Here is a 15,684-nt window from a genome sequence, read left to right as displayed (position 1 = left end):
CCGCCTCGTGCGGCGTTTTTTTTGCCGAGGCGATCGCCGCGCGGGGCTGGCCGGTGCGGCATACTTGCATTGCCGGTTGTGCTGTTGTTCGATGCCGGCATACGCTGGCGCTCGTTGAGAAAGCGTGGAAACAGCTGGCCACGACCCGCTGTTTTATGCCGGCTTAATCATCGGTATACGGACCCGCCTATGACCACTGCCTATTTCAGCCATTCGAGTTGCCCCTTGCACGACATGGGGCGCGGCCACCCGGAGTCGCCGGCGCGACTCGTGGCGGTCGAAAAAGGCATGAGTGTGGTCGGGGTAGACCGCCAGGTCGCACGCCGCGAAGCACCGCGTGCATCGCTGGATGCGATCAAACGGGTGCACGCGCCGGCCTATGTCAACGAACTGGTGAGTTTCGCGCCGACCCGCGGGCGCGTACGCCTCGACGAGGATACGTCGATGAACGGCCATAGCCTCGACGCGGCGCTGCATGCCGCGGGCGCGGTCGTCGCGGCCACCGATGCAGTGCTGGCTGGCCAGGCGGCCAACGCCTTTTGTGCCGTACGCCCGCCGGGCCACCATGCCGAACGCGATCGGGCCATGGGGTTTTGTTTTTTCGATAACGTCGCCGTGGCTGCAGCCCATGCATTGCATGTCCATGGCCTACGCCGCGTGGCGGTGCTGGATTTCGATGTCCATCATGGCAACGGCACGGAAGACGTGTTGCGTAACGAGCCGCGGGCGCTGTTCTGTTCGAGCTATCAGAACCCGTTGTTTCCTTTCACCGCCGACGACAATACGCACGACACCCTGATCAAGACACCGCTCAAGGCCGGTACACCGGGCAGTGTGTTTCGTCAGGCCGTCGAGCGCGACTGGTTGCCGGCGCTCGACGCCTTCGCGCCGGACATGATCTTCGTATCCGCCGGTTTCGATGCCCATCGCTCGGACCCGCTGGCCGATCTCATGTTCGAGGCCGAGGATTATCAGTGGATTACCGAGCGCATCGTCGAGGCGGCCGACCGCTTGTGTGATGGCCGCGTCGTATCCACCCTCGAAGGCGGCTATGCACTGGATGCGCTAGCGGCCAGTGCTGCCGTGCATATCCGTGCGTTATGCGAGGCCGGCGAGCGTTGATTGCCGGGCTACGGCTCGCCGTAGCGATGACGCTGGCGTTGGTTGTGTTGCCGGCGCTCGGCAACCCGCGGGCCGACAAGCCGACAGCACGCGACTACCTCGTATTCAGCACGGTGCTCACTGCCGACTGCATGCGCCACCGGGGCCAGTTGCGCCAGATCGCCAATAGCCATGCCAAACGCGCCATCCGGGTCGTATTGATGGCCTACACCGGCGCAACCCGCGCCCAGAGTCCCAGCGAGTTCACCCTGGCACCGCGATCCGAGCCGCGCGCGTTGGGCTGTGATCGGGTCAGCGGTCTGGCCCGGCGCTGGCAGGTCGAAAAGGCGAAGTTCGTGACGCGCTCGCCCGGGACGCAATGACAGTGGCGAGTGCGCATATTGGATTTTCGGATTTAGAACGCTATTTCGAAATTTAAGCGAAAAATGCCGTAAGTAATTGAGTCTTCGTTTCTCGATAGTGGCTATCGGCCCTATCAAATGAATCGGTTTGCGCCATCCGATCGGACTCGATAGGTTCAAGCTTCCGAATGCACGGGAGTCTAAACCATGAAAAAAATAGCCATTCTTTTCATCGCCATCTGCCTGCTGAGCCTCAGTGGTCTCGCCATGGCAGCGGTCAATATCAATAGCGCTGATGCCGAGGCGCTCAGTCAGCTGCCTTATATCGGCGAATCCAAGTCGGCTGCGATCATCGAAGAACGTGAAGCCCACGGGCCGTTCGAATCGGTGGACGATCTGACGCGGGTCAGCGGTATCGGCGACAAGACGGTCGAGGAAATCCGCGACCAGGTCACGGTCGGCGATGACGCGTCGTCGACGGCCGACGAGAGTGCGGACGAATCGTCCGGCAGTTAAGCCGTTACGGGCGAACGTGTCGAACAGGCCCGCTCTTCGCGGGTCTGTTCACGTCAGGCGTAGGCGTAGGGGCCACCGGCCTCGAGGGCGCGCTGATAGGCGGGGCGCTCGTGAATACGTTTGACGAAGGCGGCGATATTGGGGCAGCGCGGCTGTAGATCCATACGCGCGCAGGCGGCCTCCAGGGGAAAGCTCATCATGATATCGGCGGCGCTGAAGGTATCGCCCACGAACCAGGTATGTTGGCGCAGGGCGTGCTCGATATAGTCCATATGCAGATTGAGCTGCGGGCGGATGAACTGTTTTTTCACGTTGGCCGAAATCGCCTTCGCGATGGGGCGGATTACGAACGGCGCCTTCTTTTCCACGGTATCGAAGACCAGATGCAGCAATAACGGCGGCATGGCCGAGCCTTCGGCATAGTGCAGCCAGTAGTCGTAGGCCATGCGTTGTTCGCTGCCGCGGGGCGGGGCCAAAGCGCCGTTGCCGTGGGTTTCCACGATGTAGTCGATGATCAGCCCGGTTTCGGCAACCGTGCGCTCGTCGTCGGTAATCAGCGGCGATTTACCCAGCGGATGTATTTTCTTGAGTTCGGCGGGCGCGAGCATGGTCTTGGGATCACGCTTGTAGTGCTTGACCTCATAGGGCAACTCCAGTTCTTCGAGTAGCCATAGCACGCGTTGCGAGCGTGAATCCTCGAGATGGTGAACCGTGATCATGCGCTTGTCCCTGCGAAGTGAAGCCCCGCGTAAACATACGCCATTCGATCGATCGATGTCAGACCTTTGTCGTATCTCACGGCGTTGGCCGGGTGTGCGTGCCGACGGGTTGATGGCCGGGCGACAGGGCGACAGGGCGACAGGGCGCGCGGCGCGCCAAGTCCGTCTCGGTCATGTGCAAAGTTCAGGAGGCCGCCCGAACATCGCACCCGGCGCGTTTCGAGCGCGCTATCTTTCGCCGCGTGTCTTCGCGTTCATTGGTGGACCAACTTGCCTGGGTGCAGCCAATCGCGTTTCCTGCATCGTCAAGCAGCCCGTTGCGTGGACCCCGGGTATTCAGCCGCGCGCACGTCGGCCGCCGCTTGGTCCTGGCGCGGTTGGCGGTGTCCAGACATTGCGTATGGCCTGACGGCCGGTTTTGGGGAAATCGTCGGAAAAGCGCAGACGCGCATGGCGGGCGCGGCCCTTGCATTCGATCTCGCCGCAGTCGATGCCGTGGAGACGGGCGATATCGCGCACGGCCGCGAGAAAACGCGGCGGTACACGCCCGGCAACGACATGAATCCCTTCGGGCGTCGCACGCAGGCGATAGATCAGACGGAAACGATCGAACACGCGAATGGTTTGCGGTCATCGAATTTGATGTCACAGTCTGGGCATGACGCAGGCTGCACACAACACTGCCGTACGGGTCGATAAATGGCTCTGGGCGGCGCGTTTCTTCAAGACCCGCTCCATGGCCGCCAAGGCGGTCAAGGGCGGCAAGGTGCATGTCAACGGCCACCGGGCCAAGGCGAGCACGGCGGTCAAGGTCGACGACCGGCTGGATATCACCAAGGGCGAGACAGCGTTCGAGATCGATGTATGCGGGCTCAGCGAACAGCGCGGCCCGGCAGTGCAAGCCGTGCAGCTTTATAACGAAACCGACGCCAGCCGCGAACGCCGTGCAGCTCAGGCCGCCGAGCGGCGGGCGGCGCGCATGTCCATGCCACGGCCGGCCATACGTCCGGACAAGAAACAGCGCCGCGAACTGCGGCGTTTCAAGCAGGGCGAATAAGCCCGATCACGGTGCCGGTCAGCGGCAGCTGGCGGGCAGGTAACGATCGTCCACGCCGTCGCTGCTGGGCGCGGTGCAGTTCCAGCGGATCGCGCCGTCGTTGATGTCGGCTTCCAGGAACAACAGATCGTCGTCGATGGGAATGCCGCTATAGCGGATCTTGATCGCCGGGGCATCGGCGTTGTTGTACCACCAGATACGCTTGACGTACTTGCCCGAGGCCGCGCCGGCGTCCGAACTGTCCGGCAGGTTGAGGGCCTTGAGTACCTGGATCCAGTTGTTGCCTTCGACATCGGGCAGTTTGCCGTGGATGCTGTAGTACTCGACGACCGCTGTTTTCACCGGTGCTGCCAGCGCCAGGCCTTCGCTGACCTTGGCACGGGCGATGTAATTGATATAAACCGGTACCGCGATGGCCGCGAGAATGCCGATGATCGCGACCACGATCATGAGTTCGATCAGGGTGAAGCCCGCACTGTCGCCGGCCGGCTCTGCGCTCGTCGCAAATGCCTGGGTTCGGTCCATCGCCGACCCGTTATATTTCGCCATGGTGTTCGTTCGCGCTGCGTGGGCGGGAAGGGCTCTACCCACTTGATCGGCCGCGCGCGCGAATCCTGAGTAGGCGCTACAATCATTCGGTCGAGGTCATGGCGCGGGATGGGCGCGCTACACACTCGACGTCCAATCATTCATGGGGAAAACATATGACCGATCGATTCAGAAACGCGCGCCGTGCGGGTATCGTGGCGACGATGACGGCGACGCTGATCGGCACCACGGCCTGTGGTGTGATCCTGTATCCCGAGCGCAAGGGCCAGGTCGATGGCCGTATCGATCCGGCCGTCGCCGTGCTCGATGCCGTGGGCCTGCTGTTCTTCATCGTGCCGGGCGTGATCGCTTTTGCCGTGGACTTTGCCACCGGCGCGATCTATCTGCCGGGCAGCGCGAACAACACCACCCTGGAGCTGGACGAGGCCGAACTGGTCAAGCTGCAGAAAGGTGAACTGGATGCGGCCGCCATCGAACGCATCATCGAGGAAAAGACCGGCGAAAAAGTCTCGCTGGCCGATCCGGCCCTGCGCACCCGTACCCCCGACAGCCAGGCCTGGTTGCCGCTGGATGCCGTGCTTAACGATACCCAGTTCGCGGCCCTGACCGGCGTGCGTCAGCAGGCCGCGCGCTAGGCGCCTCACTTGAGCCGAACATGCGCCGCGCCCGCGATCGTCGCGTTTAAAAACGCAATATGGGCGCGGTAGCATGCAGGTACGTTTTCTTATCGAGTAACACACGCCATGTCCGAAAATATCGAATACAAGCGGCCCGACGGCGGCACGGCCAGCGGCTTCTATGCCGAGCCGCAGAATAATGCGAATGCGCCGGGTATTGTGGTGATCCAGGAATGGTGGGGGCTCAACGACCAGATCAAGCGGGTCGGCCAGCAGTGGACGGACGCCGGCTATCGGGTGCTCGTGCCCGATCTCTATCACGGCGACAAGGCGCTGGATGAAAAAGAAGCCGAGCACAAGATGAACGAGCTCGACTTCGGTGATGCCGCGACCCAGGATATTCGCGGTGCGCTGCAATACCTCAAGGCCGATAGCGACAAGGTCGGCGTCATCGGTTTCTGCATGGGCGGCGTGCTAGCGGTGCTGTCGGCCATGCATAACGACGAAACCGATGCCGCGGTGTCCTGGTATGGCATTCCGCCGGACGAAGCCGGCGATCCGGCCTCGATTACCATCCCGTTGCAGTGTCATTTCGCCGAGCAGGACACCTTCTTCCCCATCGATCAGGCCGATGCCTTCGAGGACAAGCTCAAGGCGGCAAACGTGCCCTATGAAGCCTATCGCTATGATGCGCCGCATGCCTTCGGCAACGAAGACTGGGACTATTACGATCCCGAGGCCAGCAAGAAAGCCTGGCAACGCAGCATGACGTTTTTCGAACAGCATCTGAAAGCATAAAGCGCGATCGCAATGCGTCGAAAAGGCGGCCTGCGGGCCGTCTTTTTTTGCCTGGCCGGTAGGCGTGTGCGCGGCCGATCGCCAAACGGGCGTCGCGCCGCGCTAGGCGATCGGATCAAAAGCCGGCAAAGTGAGATCTTTTGCGCCGGAGAGGGCCTATGAGCGAAGCGGAACAAACCGTCGTCGTCGAACATGAAAGTAATCTGGCGCGGGTGTGCCTGAACCGGCCGCGCAAGCACAACGGCATGAATCTGGCCATGCTGGACGCGGTTAACGACGCCGCGAGCACCTTGGCCAAGGATCGCGATCTGCGTGCGATCGTCATTCAGGGCAATGGGCCCTCGTTCTGTGCCGGTCTGGATTTCGCCTCGGTGATGAAGTCGCCGCTGGCCGCGGCACCGGCGATGGCGCAACTGTTGCTGCCCTATGCCAATCGGTTTCAACGCTGGAGCCTGGCCTGGCGCGATATTGCCGTGCCCGTGATCGCGGCTATCCATGGCAACTGCTTTGGTGCCGGCATACAGCTGGCTTTGGGTGCGGACGTGCGTGTGGCCGCACCGGATGCGCGGTTTTCGATCATGGAAACCAAATGGGGCCTGGTTCCGGATATGGGCGGCGTGGCCCTGTTGCGCGAGCTGGTGCGTATCGACGTGGCCAAGCAACTGGTCATGAGTGCCAAGATCATCGGTGCTGACGAAGCCCATGCGCTGGGTCTGGTCACCCATATCGACGCCAATCCGGCCGAAGCCGCACGCGATATTGCGCTCGAGATGAGCGCCTACTCGCCCGATGCCGTTGCGGCCGGAAAATTCCTGTTGCAGGAAGCCTGGGGTGCCAGTGAATCGGCGGCCACCGCTGCCGAGCGGCGTTGGCAACGGCGACTGATCGGACGCGTGAATCAGCGCATCAGCATCGCGCGCAATGGCAAGGAACGCGACAAACCCTTCAAACGGCGCAGTATTTCCGGATGAGTTGGATCGCGTCGCTGGGGCTGGAAGCCAACCTGGGCCTGTTTGTACTGATCGCGGTCGTGATCGCCGTGGTCGGCACGCGCCTGACCCATATTGCCGACGATCTGGCCGACCGTACCGGCCTGGGCGAAGCGATCGCGGGTGCGGTATTGCTGGGGGCGGCGACGTCGCTGTCGGGTATCGTCGTATCGGTGACCGCCGCGCTCAAGGGCGAGCCGGAGCTGGCCATGAGCAATGCGCTGGGTGGTATCGCCGTACAGACGGTGTTTCTGGCGATCGCCGATGGGGTCTATCAGCGCGCCAATCTCGAACATGCCGCTGCCTCCACCGCCAATCTGGCCCAGAGCGCGTTGCTTATCTGTTTGTTGTCGCTATTGCTGGTCGCGCCCTATACGCCGGACTATACGATCGCCGGTATTCATCCGGCTACGCTGGTGTTGTTCGCCGGCTACGGCTTTGGTCTGCGCGTGGTCAACGATGCCCAGCAGCTGCGCATGTGGGCGCCGCGCGAAACCGGTGAAACCCGTGCAGACGAGCCCGACGACGACGCACTGGCGCGTTCACTGGTGTCGCTATGGCTGAGCTTTGCGGCGCTGGCCGCGCTGCTGGGCCTTAGCGGGTTCGTGCTCGAAACCGTGGCCAGCCGTATCGGCGCCCAGACCGGTCTCGGTGCGACCGCGGTGGGCGTGGTGCTCACCGCCATCTGTACCTCGTTGCCGGAACTGGTGACCTCGATCGCGGCGGTACGCCGTGGCGCACTGCAGCTGGCGGTGGGTGGCATCATCGGCGGTAATGCCTTCGATTGCCTGTTCGCGGGCGCGGCGGATATCGCCTACCGCGACGGCTCGATCTATCACGCCATCCCGCAACAGACGCTGCTCTGGATGGCGCTGTCGATTCTCATGACCGGCGTGCTGTTGCTGGGCCTCATCCGCCGCGAAAAGCGCGGGCTGGCCAATATCGGCTTCGAAAGTGCGGCGCTGGTCGTGCTCTATGGTTTCGGTATCGCGACCGCGGTCTTTGCCGTGTAGAGGTCGATTGATCCGGTAGACCAATCGATGATCTTTCGGGTTGAAAACAGCTGACCACGTCCGCTGTTTTGCTCCGGATTACGAGCTTTGATCGTCGGTGAAGACCGGCAGATGGCCAAGCGCGATGATCTCGTGCCAGCTTTCGCGCTCGCCTTCGGTGAGGATCGCGGCCTCGGCGGCCACGATCGCACCGGCGCGATCCATGATCGCCTGCATCGCCTTGAGCGTGGAGCCGGAGCTGATCACGTCGTCCAGCAGGATAATGCGTGCGCCGTCGACCAGGGCCCGGTCCTTGGCATCGAGAAACAGCGTCTGCGGTTCGCCGGTGGTGATCGACAGCGTTTCGGCCTTGAGCGCATCGCCCATATACGGCTTGTAGTTCTTGCGCAGCACGACGTAGGGCTTGCCGGTAGCCACCGACAGGGCATGCACCAGCGGGATCGATTTCGCCTCGGCGGTGACGAGCACGCTGTAGTCCACGGCATCGAGTTTTTTGGCGAGCGCGCGGCTGGCGGTTTCTACCAGTTCGGTGTCGCCGAGTACGTTGAGCACTGCGATGCGGGTTCCGCTGGAAACCTCGAACAGCGGAAGCTCGCGATGCAGGCCGGCGATATCGATGGCGTAGGTCTCGGTGCTGGGGGTCATGTCAAAGCCTTTGCGAACGAGCCAGCGCACGACGCACTGACCGTCGGGTAAACGTATGAAGGCCGTATTTTTGCACGACTGACAGGACCCTCGAAGCCTCGCAGGTAAGATTCATACTCCCGAAACATCGTTTCGAATGATAGATTCGAGCGCAGGCCGCTTATGTTGCCGGCATTTTTCTAGACCAGGAGTTCTTATGCAGACCCGAGCTGCCGTATTGCGCGAGATGTCCGCGCAGCGTCCGTACAGCGATTCCCAGCCGCTCAAGATCGAGACCTTCGAGCTCGATGACCCGCAGGCGGGGGAAGTGCTGATCAAGATCCATGCAGCCGGGCTGTGTCATTCCGACCTGTCTACCATCGACGGTAATCGCCCACGCCCCACGCCCATGGTGCTCGGCCACGAAGCCGCCGGCGAGATCATCGAAGTTGGGCCGAACGTGAAAGGCTTCGAGGTGGGCGATCACATCGTGTGTTCGTTCGTGCCCAGCTGCGGCCACTGCGAATACTGTGCCGACGGGCGCGCTGCGCTGTGTACACCGGGTGCGGTGGCCAATAATGCCGGCACGCTGCTCGATGACGGCATTCGTCTGAAAGAACAGGGCAACGATGTCTATCACCATCTGGGCGTATCCGGCTTTGCCGAATATGCGGTGGTGCGTACGGAATCGCTGGTCAAGATCGACAAGAACCTCGATTTCGAGATCGCGGCCATCTTCGGTTGTGCCGTGCTCACCGGCGTGGGCGCGATGGTGCATACCGCCGGTTTGCGTCTGGGCCAGACGGTACTCGTCGTGGGCCTGGGCGGGGTCGGTCTGTCGGCGGTACTTGGCGCGATCGCCGGTGGCGCCGCGCAGGTGATCGCCGCCGATATCGACGACGACAAGCTCGAACGTGCGCGTGAGCTGGGTGCCACCGCCACCGTGAATACCAAGGACGACGACGCGCTGGACAAGATCAAGGAATGGACGGGCGGCGGCGTGGATATCGCCGCGGAATTCGCCGGCGTGCAGCCGGCGCTCGAATTCGCGTTTGCCGCGACCGGCAAGGGAGGCAAGACGGTCACTGCGGGCTTGCCGCATCCGGATGTGCGTCTGCCGGTGTCGCCGACCCAACTGGTGGCCCAGGAACGCACACTCATGGGCTCGTATCTGGGCGGGCATGTGCCCAAGCTCGATATCCCCGAATACATTGCCCTCTATCAGGCCGGACGGCTGCCGGTCGATCGCCTGCTCACGCACCGGCTGACCCTCGACGAAATCAATACCGGCTTTGAACGCCTAGCCGCCGGCGAGGCCATTCGGCAGGTGATTGTGTTCTAGGGGGTGTCGTCACGGGCTTATCTCGTGTCGATAGGCCCTGGTTTGCGTCAGCCATCGTTCAGGCGCTTCGACTAGACTCGACAAGGTCATGAGCGGGGGCTGAAACGGCCTGCATGATGAGCCGCAAAGCCTTGTCGAAGCTTGCGTATTGCACTGATTCGATGCATTGTGCATTGACGAATTCAAAGGAGATCGAGCGATATGTTGAAGAAAACTGTCCTGTTCGTATTGTTTGCCGCGTTGTCCACGCTGGCGGTGGCCGCCCAGGCCAAGACGGTCGAAATCGAAGGCATGAACAGCCTGCGTTTCAGCCAGGAATCGATTACCGTCAAGCCGGGCGAAGAAGTGACCATCAAGCTGGTCAACAACAGCAAGCTGCCGGCAGCCGCCATGGCGCATAACTGGCTCCTGCTCAAGGCCGACGCCGATGCCGCCAAGGTCGACGAAGCCGCCATGAGCGCCAAGGCCAACGACTATGTGCCGGAAGACATGAGCGATCAGATCATCGCCCATACCGGTCTGGTCGGCGGTGGTGAATCCGACACCGTCACCTTCACCGCGCCGGAAGAGCCGGGTGATTACACCTATATCTGCACCTTCCCGGGCCATTTCCAGGCCGGCATGAAGGGCACGCTGACGGTCAAGGCCGAATAAGCGAACCGGCTTTTGCAAAGCCTCGGCCCTGTCGCGTTGCGGCAGGGCTTTTTTGTGTCTGGCGCATGAAAGCGTTGTGCGCAATCGACTTGATTTGATGCGCGAGGCCACCAAGTCTCGGGCATCACTCGATCTTTCGACCAAGGAAAACCATGGCTGTCGACAAGCTTCTTTCGCCGATCAATTTCGGCGCCGTCCAGCTGCCCAACCGCGTCATCATGGCGCCGCTCACCCGGGCTCGCTGTCGTGACCAGGTACCCGGCGACATGCAGCGCACCTATTATTCGCAGCGGGCCGGTGCGGGCATGATCATCTCCGAGGCTACCAATATCTCGGAATCCGCCCGGGGTTATGTATTTACGCCGAGTATCTTCACCGACGAACAGGAAGCCGGCTGGAAAGGCGTAGTGGATGCCGTTCACGACGCCGGCGGGCGTATGTGCCTGCAGTTGTGGCATGTCGGCCGGGTCGGCCATGAAATGGTGCACCCGGACGGGCGCAAGCCGGTTGCACCCAGCGCCATTCGCGGCGAAGGCGCAAAATCCTATGTCCAGTTCGAGGACGGCAGCGAAGGCCTGCAGGATTCCTCTACGCCACGCGCACTGGAAACCAAGGAAATCCCCGAAGTGGTGGAGGAATATCGTCAGGCTGCGATCCGCGCCAAGCGGGCCGGCTTCGATATGGTGGAAGTGCATGCCGCCAACGCCTATCTGCTCCAGCAGTTCATGGCCACTGGTGCCAACAAGCGTACCGATGCCTACGGTGGCTCCATCGAAAACCGGGCGCGTCTGCCGCTGGAAGTCGTGGATGCCGTGGTCGAGGTGATGGGCGCGGATCGCGTGGGCATTCGCATGTCGCCGTTCATCGAGATCTTCGGCCTGACCGACGACGAGCCCAAGGCGATGGCCTTCTACATGGCCGAACAGCTAAACAAGCGCGGTCTGGCCTATCTGCATATCAACGAGCCCGACTGGGCCGGCGGCGACATCAAGCTCACCGACGAATTCCGTCAGGCCATGCGCGAACGCTTTGCCGACGGCGCGCTCATCTTCTGTGGTCACTACACCGCGGAAAAGGCCGAAGCGCTGATCGAAAAGGGCCTCGGCGACGGTGCGGCCTTCGGTCGTCCCTATATCGCCAACCCGGACCTGGTCGAGCGATTCCGCGTCGGCGCCGAACTCAACAAGCCGGACGAAGCCACCTACTACGGCGGTGACGAAAAGGGCTATACCGATTATCCGTTCCTGAGCGAACAGAGTTGATCGGCTAGCGCATCCTGCTGTACCGAGCCGGCCGGTCTTATGATCGGCCGGCTTTTTTTGTGCGGTTGGTACGAGTACGGCATGGGCGGCTCCCGTTGTTGTTGGCGCCAGCGGTTTAGACAAACGGCTCGAGTCGAGATTGACGAAAACGTTGTTCCGGCGTGCGGGTATACCTGCGATATCTTGACCAGGTTGAACCAGCGAATCCGAGGAAGCCTTATGACGGAGTTTCGAAAAGCGACTTGCCATTGCGGGTCGGTTGAGCTTGAAATTCAATTCGACAACGGCCTGGAGAACCTCAGGCGATGTGATTGCTCGCTTTGCAGCCGAAAAGGCTATGTCATGGCCAGTGTGCCCACGACCCACGTCACCGTCGTCAAAGGCGAAGACGTACTTTCGGTCTATCGCTGGGGCACGCGGGTGGCCGAACATTTCTTCTGCAGCCTGTGCGGCGTTTATACCCACCACAAACGACGCAGCAACCCGTCGGAGTATGGGCTCAATATTGCCTGTATCGAGGGTGTGAACGCGCTGGCGTTCGACCCCGTGCCGATCGGTAATGGCCACATGAATCGTGCGCTGCCGCCGGTTTGAATCGGGCAGTCGGTTGCGGGCGTATTGCGTATGCCGCGATTACGCTATTCTCTATCCATGGTCGATACGAACTTAATATCGAAGGTCAAGGAACTCTCGCTCGCTGAGCGATTGGAGTTCATTGAGGCGGTCTGGGAAACGATTGGCACGGAAGAGGTGCCTGTGACAGCCGCCGAGCGATCGATACTGGACGCGCGTATCGCCGATGCTGAAGCTAATCCGGTTGACGAAAGTCCGTGGTCCGACGTTCGCGAGCGGCTCAACCGCCAGCTACCTTGATCTATAACGTCTATCTGCGTCGTGCTGCAGAACGCGATGTGGTTGAAGCGCAGCAGTGGTACGAACAGCAACAGGCTGGTTTGGCAGCCGAGTTCAACGCGGAATTTAACGCGCTAATGGACCGGCTTGCCGAGGCGCCGTTTCTTTACCCACAGAAATACCGCGGCGTACGGCGGGCAGTACTGCGCCGATTTCCGTTTCTGATTTGGTATCAGGTGCAAGAAAGCCGGATCACGATACTTGCTTGTACGCATGGCAAGGCAAATCCGATCAAACTACCTTCGCGGCTTCGCTGATGTGTTCTCTAGCATGGCGGTAAGCCGGGCAATCGATCTCGATCCAAGTGCTATAAAACGCAATAAAGCGCGAGCGGTATCACCGCCAGCGCAATCACATGCCCAACGGCCACGATCGCGGCGACCTGTTCCGGGGCGATCTCGAATTGTTCGGCGAGCATGTAGTTGAGTACCGCCGGAGGCAGGGCGCCGAACACGATCAGCAGGGCGGCCAGCGGCGGCTCGGGCTGGGTGATCAATACCCAGGGCACGGCCACGAGCAGGCCGGTGAGTGGGCACAGCAACCCGCCCCAGAAGCCGGCGACCCATTGACCCGGCGCGCCGTCGGCCAGGCGCACGCCGAGTGCGACCAGCATGAGCGGAATGGAGATTTCCCCGAGCATGCGAATACCGGGCTCGATCATCGCCGGGGCATGCCAGTCCATAACCATGCCGATCACGCCGGCGAAGGTAGCCACCAGGACCGGATTGGTGGCCAGACGCTTGATATGAATCGAATCGCCCAGCAACCACAGGCCGACGGTGAACTGCAGCAGGTTTTCGGTGACCAGCAGCACCACGGCCAGCGGCAGGGCGTCTTCGCCAAAGGCGAGAATGGCCAGTGGCAGGCCCAGATTGCCGCAGTTGTTGAACATGGCCGGGCCGATATAAACGGCCGGGTCGCGTTTGGTGACCCGTACCCAGGCCCAGGCGAGCAGGCCGGAGCCCAGCACGATGACCGTGGCGCCGAGGGCGGCCATGATGAAATCGTCCCCACCCTGCGAGCGCTCGGTGAGCGCATGAAAGATCAGCGCGGGCGTGAAGATGCTGATGTTGAGCCGGTTCGCGTCGCGCAGATCGGTCGGGCGCCGACGGCCGTAGGCATAGGCCAGGGCGATGATGCCGAATACCGGCACCGTGATCTCAAGAATACGAATCAGCACAGCGGCTCCCGATGGCGCGAGCGGCTATGCCCGGCCAGGTCACAAAGCGCGCCATTGTAGCTGTATTGCGCAATGACCGTTGTGCCATGGGCGCGGCCGCGATGCGTATACTCGCAACGGTTTTTCAAAGATGGGAGCAGGCCATGTTCATCGCCATGAACCGTTTCAAGATCAAGCCCGGCTGCGAGGAGGAGTTTCTTGCCATCTGGCGCGAACGCGACACCCATCTGCAGGATGTGCCCGGCTTCAAGCAGTTCAATCTGTTGCAGGGGCCGTCCAACGAGGAGCACACGTTGTTCGCTTCCCACTCCGAGTGGGAATCCCGCGAAGCGTTCGAGGCCTGGACCCAGAGCGAAGCCTTTCGCAAGGCGCATGCGAATGCCGGCGCGCGTCGCGATATCTATCTCGGCCCGCCCCAGTTCGAGGGGTTCGAGGTCAAGCTCTGATACCGGGCCAGCGCTTCGATGACGGCGTTGTCGACCCACCAGCGCGGCGTGCTTCGCGGCATGGCGGCCGGTGCCATCGTGGCGGTCGTCGTGGTGTGGGGCGGTGCGTTCGTCGATCTATTCGGCCCGTTCGACAACGACCTGGCCACGCGGTTGTCGATCGCCAGCGGGGCTTCGTTATTGCCGGCGCTGTGTCTGATGTTCGCGCTCGGACGTATCGCAAAGCATCGCTTCTTTCATGCGGCTGATATCGACGGGGCGGGGCTGAGCGAGGGTACGCCGCGCGTTCAGTTGTTGCGGGCGCTGGCCCAGAACACGCATGAGCAGGTAATGCTGGCCGTGGTGGCGTATTTCGCCTGGGTGCTGCTCATGCCCATCGGCACACTGTCGGCCGTGGTGCTCGCGGCCATCGTGTTCGTACTCGGCCGTATTCTGTTTTTCGCCGGCTATGCACGTGGCGCGCCCGCGCGCTCGTTGGGCTTTACCGCCTGTTTCTACCCGACGGCACTCATGCTGGCCACGGTGGCGGTGATGCGCGCTTCGCGGTGGCTATTCGGTTGAGCCAGGCCTTAGGGCTGTGATGGCGGCTCGGGCGGCGGCCCGCCCGGTCGTCGCCGCAGAAAACGGGCGAAACGCGGTAGGCCGGTCGCGGTTTCGCCGTTGTAGCGGTAGGTAATCCAGCTGCCGACCGGTGGCGGGTCGGCACGCTCCGCGTCGGTAAAGCCGCTGCCGATGGCAAATTCGCGACCATCGGGCGTGCGAACATCGAGTGAGCCCATCAGCCCTTCGAGCCGGCCCTGGCCGGGGTTGATGGCGGTCACCACCGCCTCGGCATCGTCATATGGCTTGAGCTTGAGCAGATCGTCGCTGCGCCCGGCGTGATAAAGCGCATCGCCCCGGTGCAGCATCAAGCCCTCGCCGCCACGGGCGAGCACCGCGTCCAGTGCCGTATCGAGCGCGGCCGGATCGTCCACTTTGAACTGACGAATCGCCACCACCCAGGGCTGGTCAATATCGGCCACGGTTTCGCGAATGGCGGGTACGCGGGCATCGAAGTTGCCCCCGTGTTCGGGCAGGTCGAACACGCGATAACTGATCTGGCGCCAGTCGCTATCCTGGGCGTCGTGCGTACGCACGATGCCGGAAACGCGCGCGAATTCGCCGTAGCCGATCCACAACTCGCCGTCCATGGGTGTGTCCGGCCAGCCGGCGGTAAACCATGCCGGCGCATCGATGCGCGTGCCGCCGCGGGTGATCAGTGCGTGGCCGGTCCAGTAGCCACGGACACCGTCGTATTTTTCGCTAACCCAGTAGTCGGCAACATCGGCCTGGCCGTCATAGCGCTCGGCGAGCGTGACGGGCGGCGGTTCGGCTCCAGCAAGCAGTCCGGCCCGTAGCGCCAGTGCCAGTGCCAGTGCCAGTAAAAGACCGGCCAGTAATCGCGTTCGGCATGTCAGGCTCGATTGCATCTTTCACCCCCGGCTCGACGCTAGCTGTGATCTTTCAGTAGGTTGTTCATCCGGGTCATTTGCCTTGAAGCTGA

At 62.0% G+C, this 15,684-nt stretch carries 22 protein-coding genes; 16 read left to right on the top strand and 6 right to left on the bottom strand.

Annotated features, from left to right (window positions below):
* The first annotated feature begins 189 nt into the window (after nucleotides 1-189).
* The 3 genes from T5B8_RS11030 to T5B8_RS11020 all read left to right on the top strand — a co-directional run bounded on the left by T5B8_RS11030 (nucleotide 190) and on the right by T5B8_RS11020 (nucleotide 1,979).
* A complete protein-coding gene (locus T5B8_RS11030; RefSeq protein WP_353178719.1) occupies nucleotides 190-1,122 on the top strand; it encodes a histone deacetylase family protein in 933 nt (310 codons plus the stop codon).
* Nucleotides 1,101-1,484, top strand: coding sequence for a hypothetical protein (locus T5B8_RS11025; RefSeq protein ID WP_353178717.1), 384 nt, complete (start codon nucleotides 1,101-1,103; stop codon nucleotides 1,482-1,484). The genes T5B8_RS11030 and T5B8_RS11025 overlap by 22 nt, the downstream gene beginning before the upstream one ends.
* A gap of 186 nt (nucleotides 1,485-1,670) precedes the next feature.
* Nucleotides 1,671-1,979, top strand: a complete 309-nt coding sequence (locus T5B8_RS11020; RefSeq protein ID WP_353178715.1) for a ComEA family DNA-binding protein — start codon at nucleotides 1,671-1,673, stop codon at nucleotides 1,977-1,979.
* Between the two features lie 53 nt (nucleotides 1,980-2,032).
* Here the strand turns inward: T5B8_RS11020 and T5B8_RS11015 are convergent, their stop codons facing one another.
* Together T5B8_RS11015 and T5B8_RS11010 are read right to left on the bottom strand one after the other, a co-directional pair.
* A complete protein-coding gene (locus tag T5B8_RS11015) occupies nucleotides 2,033-2,698 on the bottom strand; it encodes a glutathione S-transferase (protein WP_353178713.1) in 666 nt (221 codons plus the stop codon).
* 336 nt (nucleotides 2,699-3,034) lie between these two features.
* Nucleotides 3,035-3,313, bottom strand: coding sequence for a DUF3634 family protein (locus T5B8_RS11010; RefSeq protein ID WP_353178711.1), 279 nt, complete (start codon nucleotides 3,311-3,313; stop codon nucleotides 3,035-3,037).
* A 43-nt stretch (nucleotides 3,314-3,356) separates the two neighbouring features.
* On the opposite strand from T5B8_RS11010, the gene T5B8_RS11005 reads away from it, so the two are divergent.
* Entirely contained in the window at nucleotides 3,357-3,755 is a 399-nt protein-coding gene (locus T5B8_RS11005; protein WP_353178709.1) for an RNA-binding S4 domain-containing protein, read from the top strand.
* An 18-nt stretch (nucleotides 3,756-3,773) separates the two neighbouring features.
* On the opposite strand, the gene T5B8_RS11000 is transcribed toward T5B8_RS11005, so the two are convergent.
* Nucleotides 3,774-4,280: a pilin gene (locus tag T5B8_RS11000; RefSeq protein WP_353178707.1), complete on the bottom strand. Its 507-nt coding sequence runs from the start codon at nucleotides 4,278-4,280 to the stop codon at nucleotides 3,774-3,776.
* A 179-nt stretch (nucleotides 4,281-4,459) separates the two neighbouring features.
* Here T5B8_RS11000 and T5B8_RS10995 point away from each other — a divergent pair, with 179 nt between their 5' ends.
* The 4 genes from T5B8_RS10995 (at nucleotide 4,460) to T5B8_RS10980 (ending at nucleotide 7,721) form a co-directional block, all read left to right on the top strand.
* Nucleotides 4,460-4,939 carry a polyribonucleotide nucleotidyltransferase gene (locus T5B8_RS10995; protein WP_502950794.1) on the top strand — a complete coding sequence of 160 codons (480 nt, stop codon included), beginning with the start codon at nucleotides 4,460-4,462 and terminating at the stop codon, nucleotides 4,937-4,939.
* 108 nt (nucleotides 4,940-5,047) lie between these two features.
* A complete protein-coding gene (locus T5B8_RS10990; RefSeq protein WP_353178705.1) occupies nucleotides 5,048-5,719 on the top strand; it encodes a dienelactone hydrolase family protein in 672 nt (223 codons plus the stop codon).
* 158 nt (nucleotides 5,720-5,877) lie between these two features.
* Entirely contained in the window at nucleotides 5,878-6,690 is an 813-nt protein-coding gene (locus tag T5B8_RS10985) for a crotonase/enoyl-CoA hydratase family protein (RefSeq protein WP_353178703.1), read from the top strand.
* On the top strand, nucleotides 6,687-7,721 hold the full coding sequence (locus T5B8_RS10980; protein ID WP_353178701.1) for a sodium:calcium antiporter: 1,035 nt from the start codon (nucleotides 6,687-6,689) through the stop codon (nucleotides 7,719-7,721). Before T5B8_RS10985 ends, T5B8_RS10980 begins: the two co-directional genes overlap by 4 nt.
* A 78-nt stretch (nucleotides 7,722-7,799) precedes the next feature.
* Here T5B8_RS10980 and T5B8_RS10975 read toward each other — a convergent pair whose 3' ends face one another.
* Nucleotides 7,800-8,366, bottom strand: coding sequence for a phosphoribosyltransferase family protein (locus tag T5B8_RS10975; protein ID WP_353178700.1), 567 nt, complete (start codon nucleotides 8,364-8,366; stop codon nucleotides 7,800-7,802).
* Between the two features lie 196 nt (nucleotides 8,367-8,562).
* Here T5B8_RS10975 and T5B8_RS10970 point away from each other — a divergent pair, with 196 nt between their 5' ends.
* From T5B8_RS10970 to T5B8_RS10945, 6 genes are all read left to right on the top strand, one after another.
* Nucleotides 8,563-9,687, top strand: a complete 1,125-nt coding sequence (locus tag T5B8_RS10970) for a zinc-dependent alcohol dehydrogenase family protein (RefSeq protein WP_353178698.1) — start codon at nucleotides 8,563-8,565, stop codon at nucleotides 9,685-9,687.
* A gap of 201 nt (nucleotides 9,688-9,888) precedes the next feature.
* Nucleotides 9,889-10,341 carry a plastocyanin/azurin family copper-binding protein gene (locus T5B8_RS10965; protein WP_353178696.1) on the top strand — a complete coding sequence of 151 codons (453 nt, stop codon included), beginning with the start codon at nucleotides 9,889-9,891 and terminating at the stop codon, nucleotides 10,339-10,341.
* A 152-nt stretch (nucleotides 10,342-10,493) separates the two neighbouring features.
* Complete coding sequence (locus T5B8_RS10960; protein WP_353178695.1) at nucleotides 10,494-11,603, top strand: alkene reductase; 1,110 nt, start codon at nucleotides 10,494-10,496, stop codon at nucleotides 11,601-11,603.
* Nucleotides 11,604-11,795: 192 nt separating this feature from the next.
* Entirely contained in the window at nucleotides 11,796-12,197 is a 402-nt protein-coding gene (locus T5B8_RS10955; protein ID WP_502950793.1) for a GFA family protein, read from the top strand.
* A 57-nt stretch (nucleotides 12,198-12,254) separates the two neighbouring features.
* Nucleotides 12,255-12,476 (top strand): addiction module protein, encoded by a 222-nt coding sequence (locus T5B8_RS10950; RefSeq protein WP_353178693.1) that lies wholly within the window; start codon nucleotides 12,255-12,257, stop codon nucleotides 12,474-12,476.
* Nucleotides 12,473-12,772 carry a type II toxin-antitoxin system RelE/ParE family toxin gene (locus T5B8_RS10945; RefSeq protein WP_353178691.1) on the top strand — a complete coding sequence of 100 codons (300 nt, stop codon included), beginning with the start codon at nucleotides 12,473-12,475 and terminating at the stop codon, nucleotides 12,770-12,772. The genes T5B8_RS10950 and T5B8_RS10945 overlap by 4 nt, the downstream gene beginning before the upstream one ends.
* A 50-nt stretch (nucleotides 12,773-12,822) precedes the next feature.
* Here T5B8_RS10945 and T5B8_RS10940 read toward each other — a convergent pair whose 3' ends face one another.
* A complete protein-coding gene (locus T5B8_RS10940) occupies nucleotides 12,823-13,695 on the bottom strand; it encodes an AEC family transporter (RefSeq protein ID WP_353178690.1) in 873 nt (290 codons plus the stop codon).
* A gap of 143 nt (nucleotides 13,696-13,838) precedes the next feature.
* On the opposite strand from T5B8_RS10940, the gene hmuQ reads away from it, so the two are divergent.
* Both hmuQ and T5B8_RS10930 read left to right on the top strand, forming a co-directional pair.
* A complete protein-coding gene (gene hmuQ, locus T5B8_RS10935) occupies nucleotides 13,839-14,141 on the top strand; it encodes a heme-degrading protein HmuQ (RefSeq protein WP_353178688.1) in 303 nt (100 codons plus the stop codon).
* An 18-nt stretch (nucleotides 14,142-14,159) separates the two neighbouring features.
* Nucleotides 14,160-14,702, top strand: a complete 543-nt coding sequence (locus T5B8_RS10930; protein ID WP_353178687.1) for an MAPEG family protein — start codon at nucleotides 14,160-14,162, stop codon at nucleotides 14,700-14,702.
* A gap of 8 nt (nucleotides 14,703-14,710) precedes the next feature.
* On the opposite strand, the gene T5B8_RS10925 is transcribed toward T5B8_RS10930, so the two are convergent.
* A complete protein-coding gene (locus tag T5B8_RS10925; RefSeq protein WP_353178686.1) occupies nucleotides 14,711-15,610 on the bottom strand; it encodes a DNA ligase in 900 nt (299 codons plus the stop codon).
* Nucleotides 15,611-15,684 lie beyond the last annotated feature (74 nt).

Origin of the sequence: Salinisphaera sp. T5B8, from assembly GCF_040361255.1 — a bacterium.
Taxonomy (GTDB): Bacteria; Pseudomonadota; Gammaproteobacteria; order Nevskiales; family Salinisphaeraceae; genus Salinisphaera.
Note: the sequence above shows the minus strand (reverse complement) of the source record. Positions and strands in the feature narration are given on the sequence as shown.

What these genes read in the sequence shown, in the direction of transcription:
- T5B8_RS11030 (WP_353178719.1), top strand. Translation starts at nt 190, where the DNA reads ATGACCACTGCCTATTTCAGCCATTCGAGTTGCCCCTTGCACGACATG.
- T5B8_RS11025 (WP_353178717.1), top strand. Translation starts at nt 1,101, where the DNA reads ATGCGAGGCCGGCGAGCGTTGATTGCCGGGCTACGGCTCGCCGTAGCG.
- T5B8_RS11020 (WP_353178715.1), top strand. Translation starts at nt 1,671, where the DNA reads ATGAAAAAAATAGCCATTCTTTTCATCGCCATCTGCCTGCTGAGCCTC.
- T5B8_RS11015 (WP_353178713.1), bottom strand. Translation starts at nt 2,698, where the DNA reads ATGATCACGGTTCACCATCTCGAGGATTCACGCTCGCAACGCGTGCTA.
- T5B8_RS11005 (WP_353178709.1), top strand. Translation starts at nt 3,357, where the DNA reads ATGACGCAGGCTGCACACAACACTGCCGTACGGGTCGATAAATGGCTC.
- T5B8_RS11000 (WP_353178707.1), bottom strand. Translation starts at nt 4,280, where the DNA reads ATGGACCGAACCCAGGCATTTGCGACGAGCGCAGAGCCGGCCGGCGAC.
- T5B8_RS10995 (WP_502950794.1), top strand. Translation starts at nt 4,460, where the DNA reads ATGACCGATCGATTCAGAAACGCGCGCCGTGCGGGTATCGTGGCGACG.
- T5B8_RS10990 (WP_353178705.1), top strand. Translation starts at nt 5,048, where the DNA reads ATGTCCGAAAATATCGAATACAAGCGGCCCGACGGCGGCACGGCCAGC.
- T5B8_RS10985 (WP_353178703.1), top strand. Translation starts at nt 5,878, where the DNA reads ATGAGCGAAGCGGAACAAACCGTCGTCGTCGAACATGAAAGTAATCTG.
- T5B8_RS10980 (WP_353178701.1), top strand. Translation starts at nt 6,687, where the DNA reads ATGAGTTGGATCGCGTCGCTGGGGCTGGAAGCCAACCTGGGCCTGTTT.
- T5B8_RS10975 (WP_353178700.1), bottom strand. Translation starts at nt 8,366, where the DNA reads ATGACCCCCAGCACCGAGACCTACGCCATCGATATCGCCGGCCTGCAT.
- T5B8_RS10970 (WP_353178698.1), top strand. Translation starts at nt 8,563, where the DNA reads ATGCAGACCCGAGCTGCCGTATTGCGCGAGATGTCCGCGCAGCGTCCG.
- T5B8_RS10965 (WP_353178696.1), top strand. Translation starts at nt 9,889, where the DNA reads ATGTTGAAGAAAACTGTCCTGTTCGTATTGTTTGCCGCGTTGTCCACG.
- T5B8_RS10960 (WP_353178695.1), top strand. Translation starts at nt 10,494, where the DNA reads ATGGCTGTCGACAAGCTTCTTTCGCCGATCAATTTCGGCGCCGTCCAG.
- T5B8_RS10950 (WP_353178693.1), top strand. Translation starts at nt 12,255, where the DNA reads ATGGTCGATACGAACTTAATATCGAAGGTCAAGGAACTCTCGCTCGCT.
- hmuQ (WP_353178688.1), top strand. Translation starts at nt 13,839, where the DNA reads ATGTTCATCGCCATGAACCGTTTCAAGATCAAGCCCGGCTGCGAGGAG.
- T5B8_RS10930 (WP_353178687.1), top strand. Translation starts at nt 14,160, where the DNA reads ATGACGGCGTTGTCGACCCACCAGCGCGGCGTGCTTCGCGGCATGGCG.
- T5B8_RS10925 (WP_353178686.1), bottom strand. Translation starts at nt 15,610, where the DNA reads ATGCAATCGAGCCTGACATGCCGAACGCGATTACTGGCCGGTCTTTTA.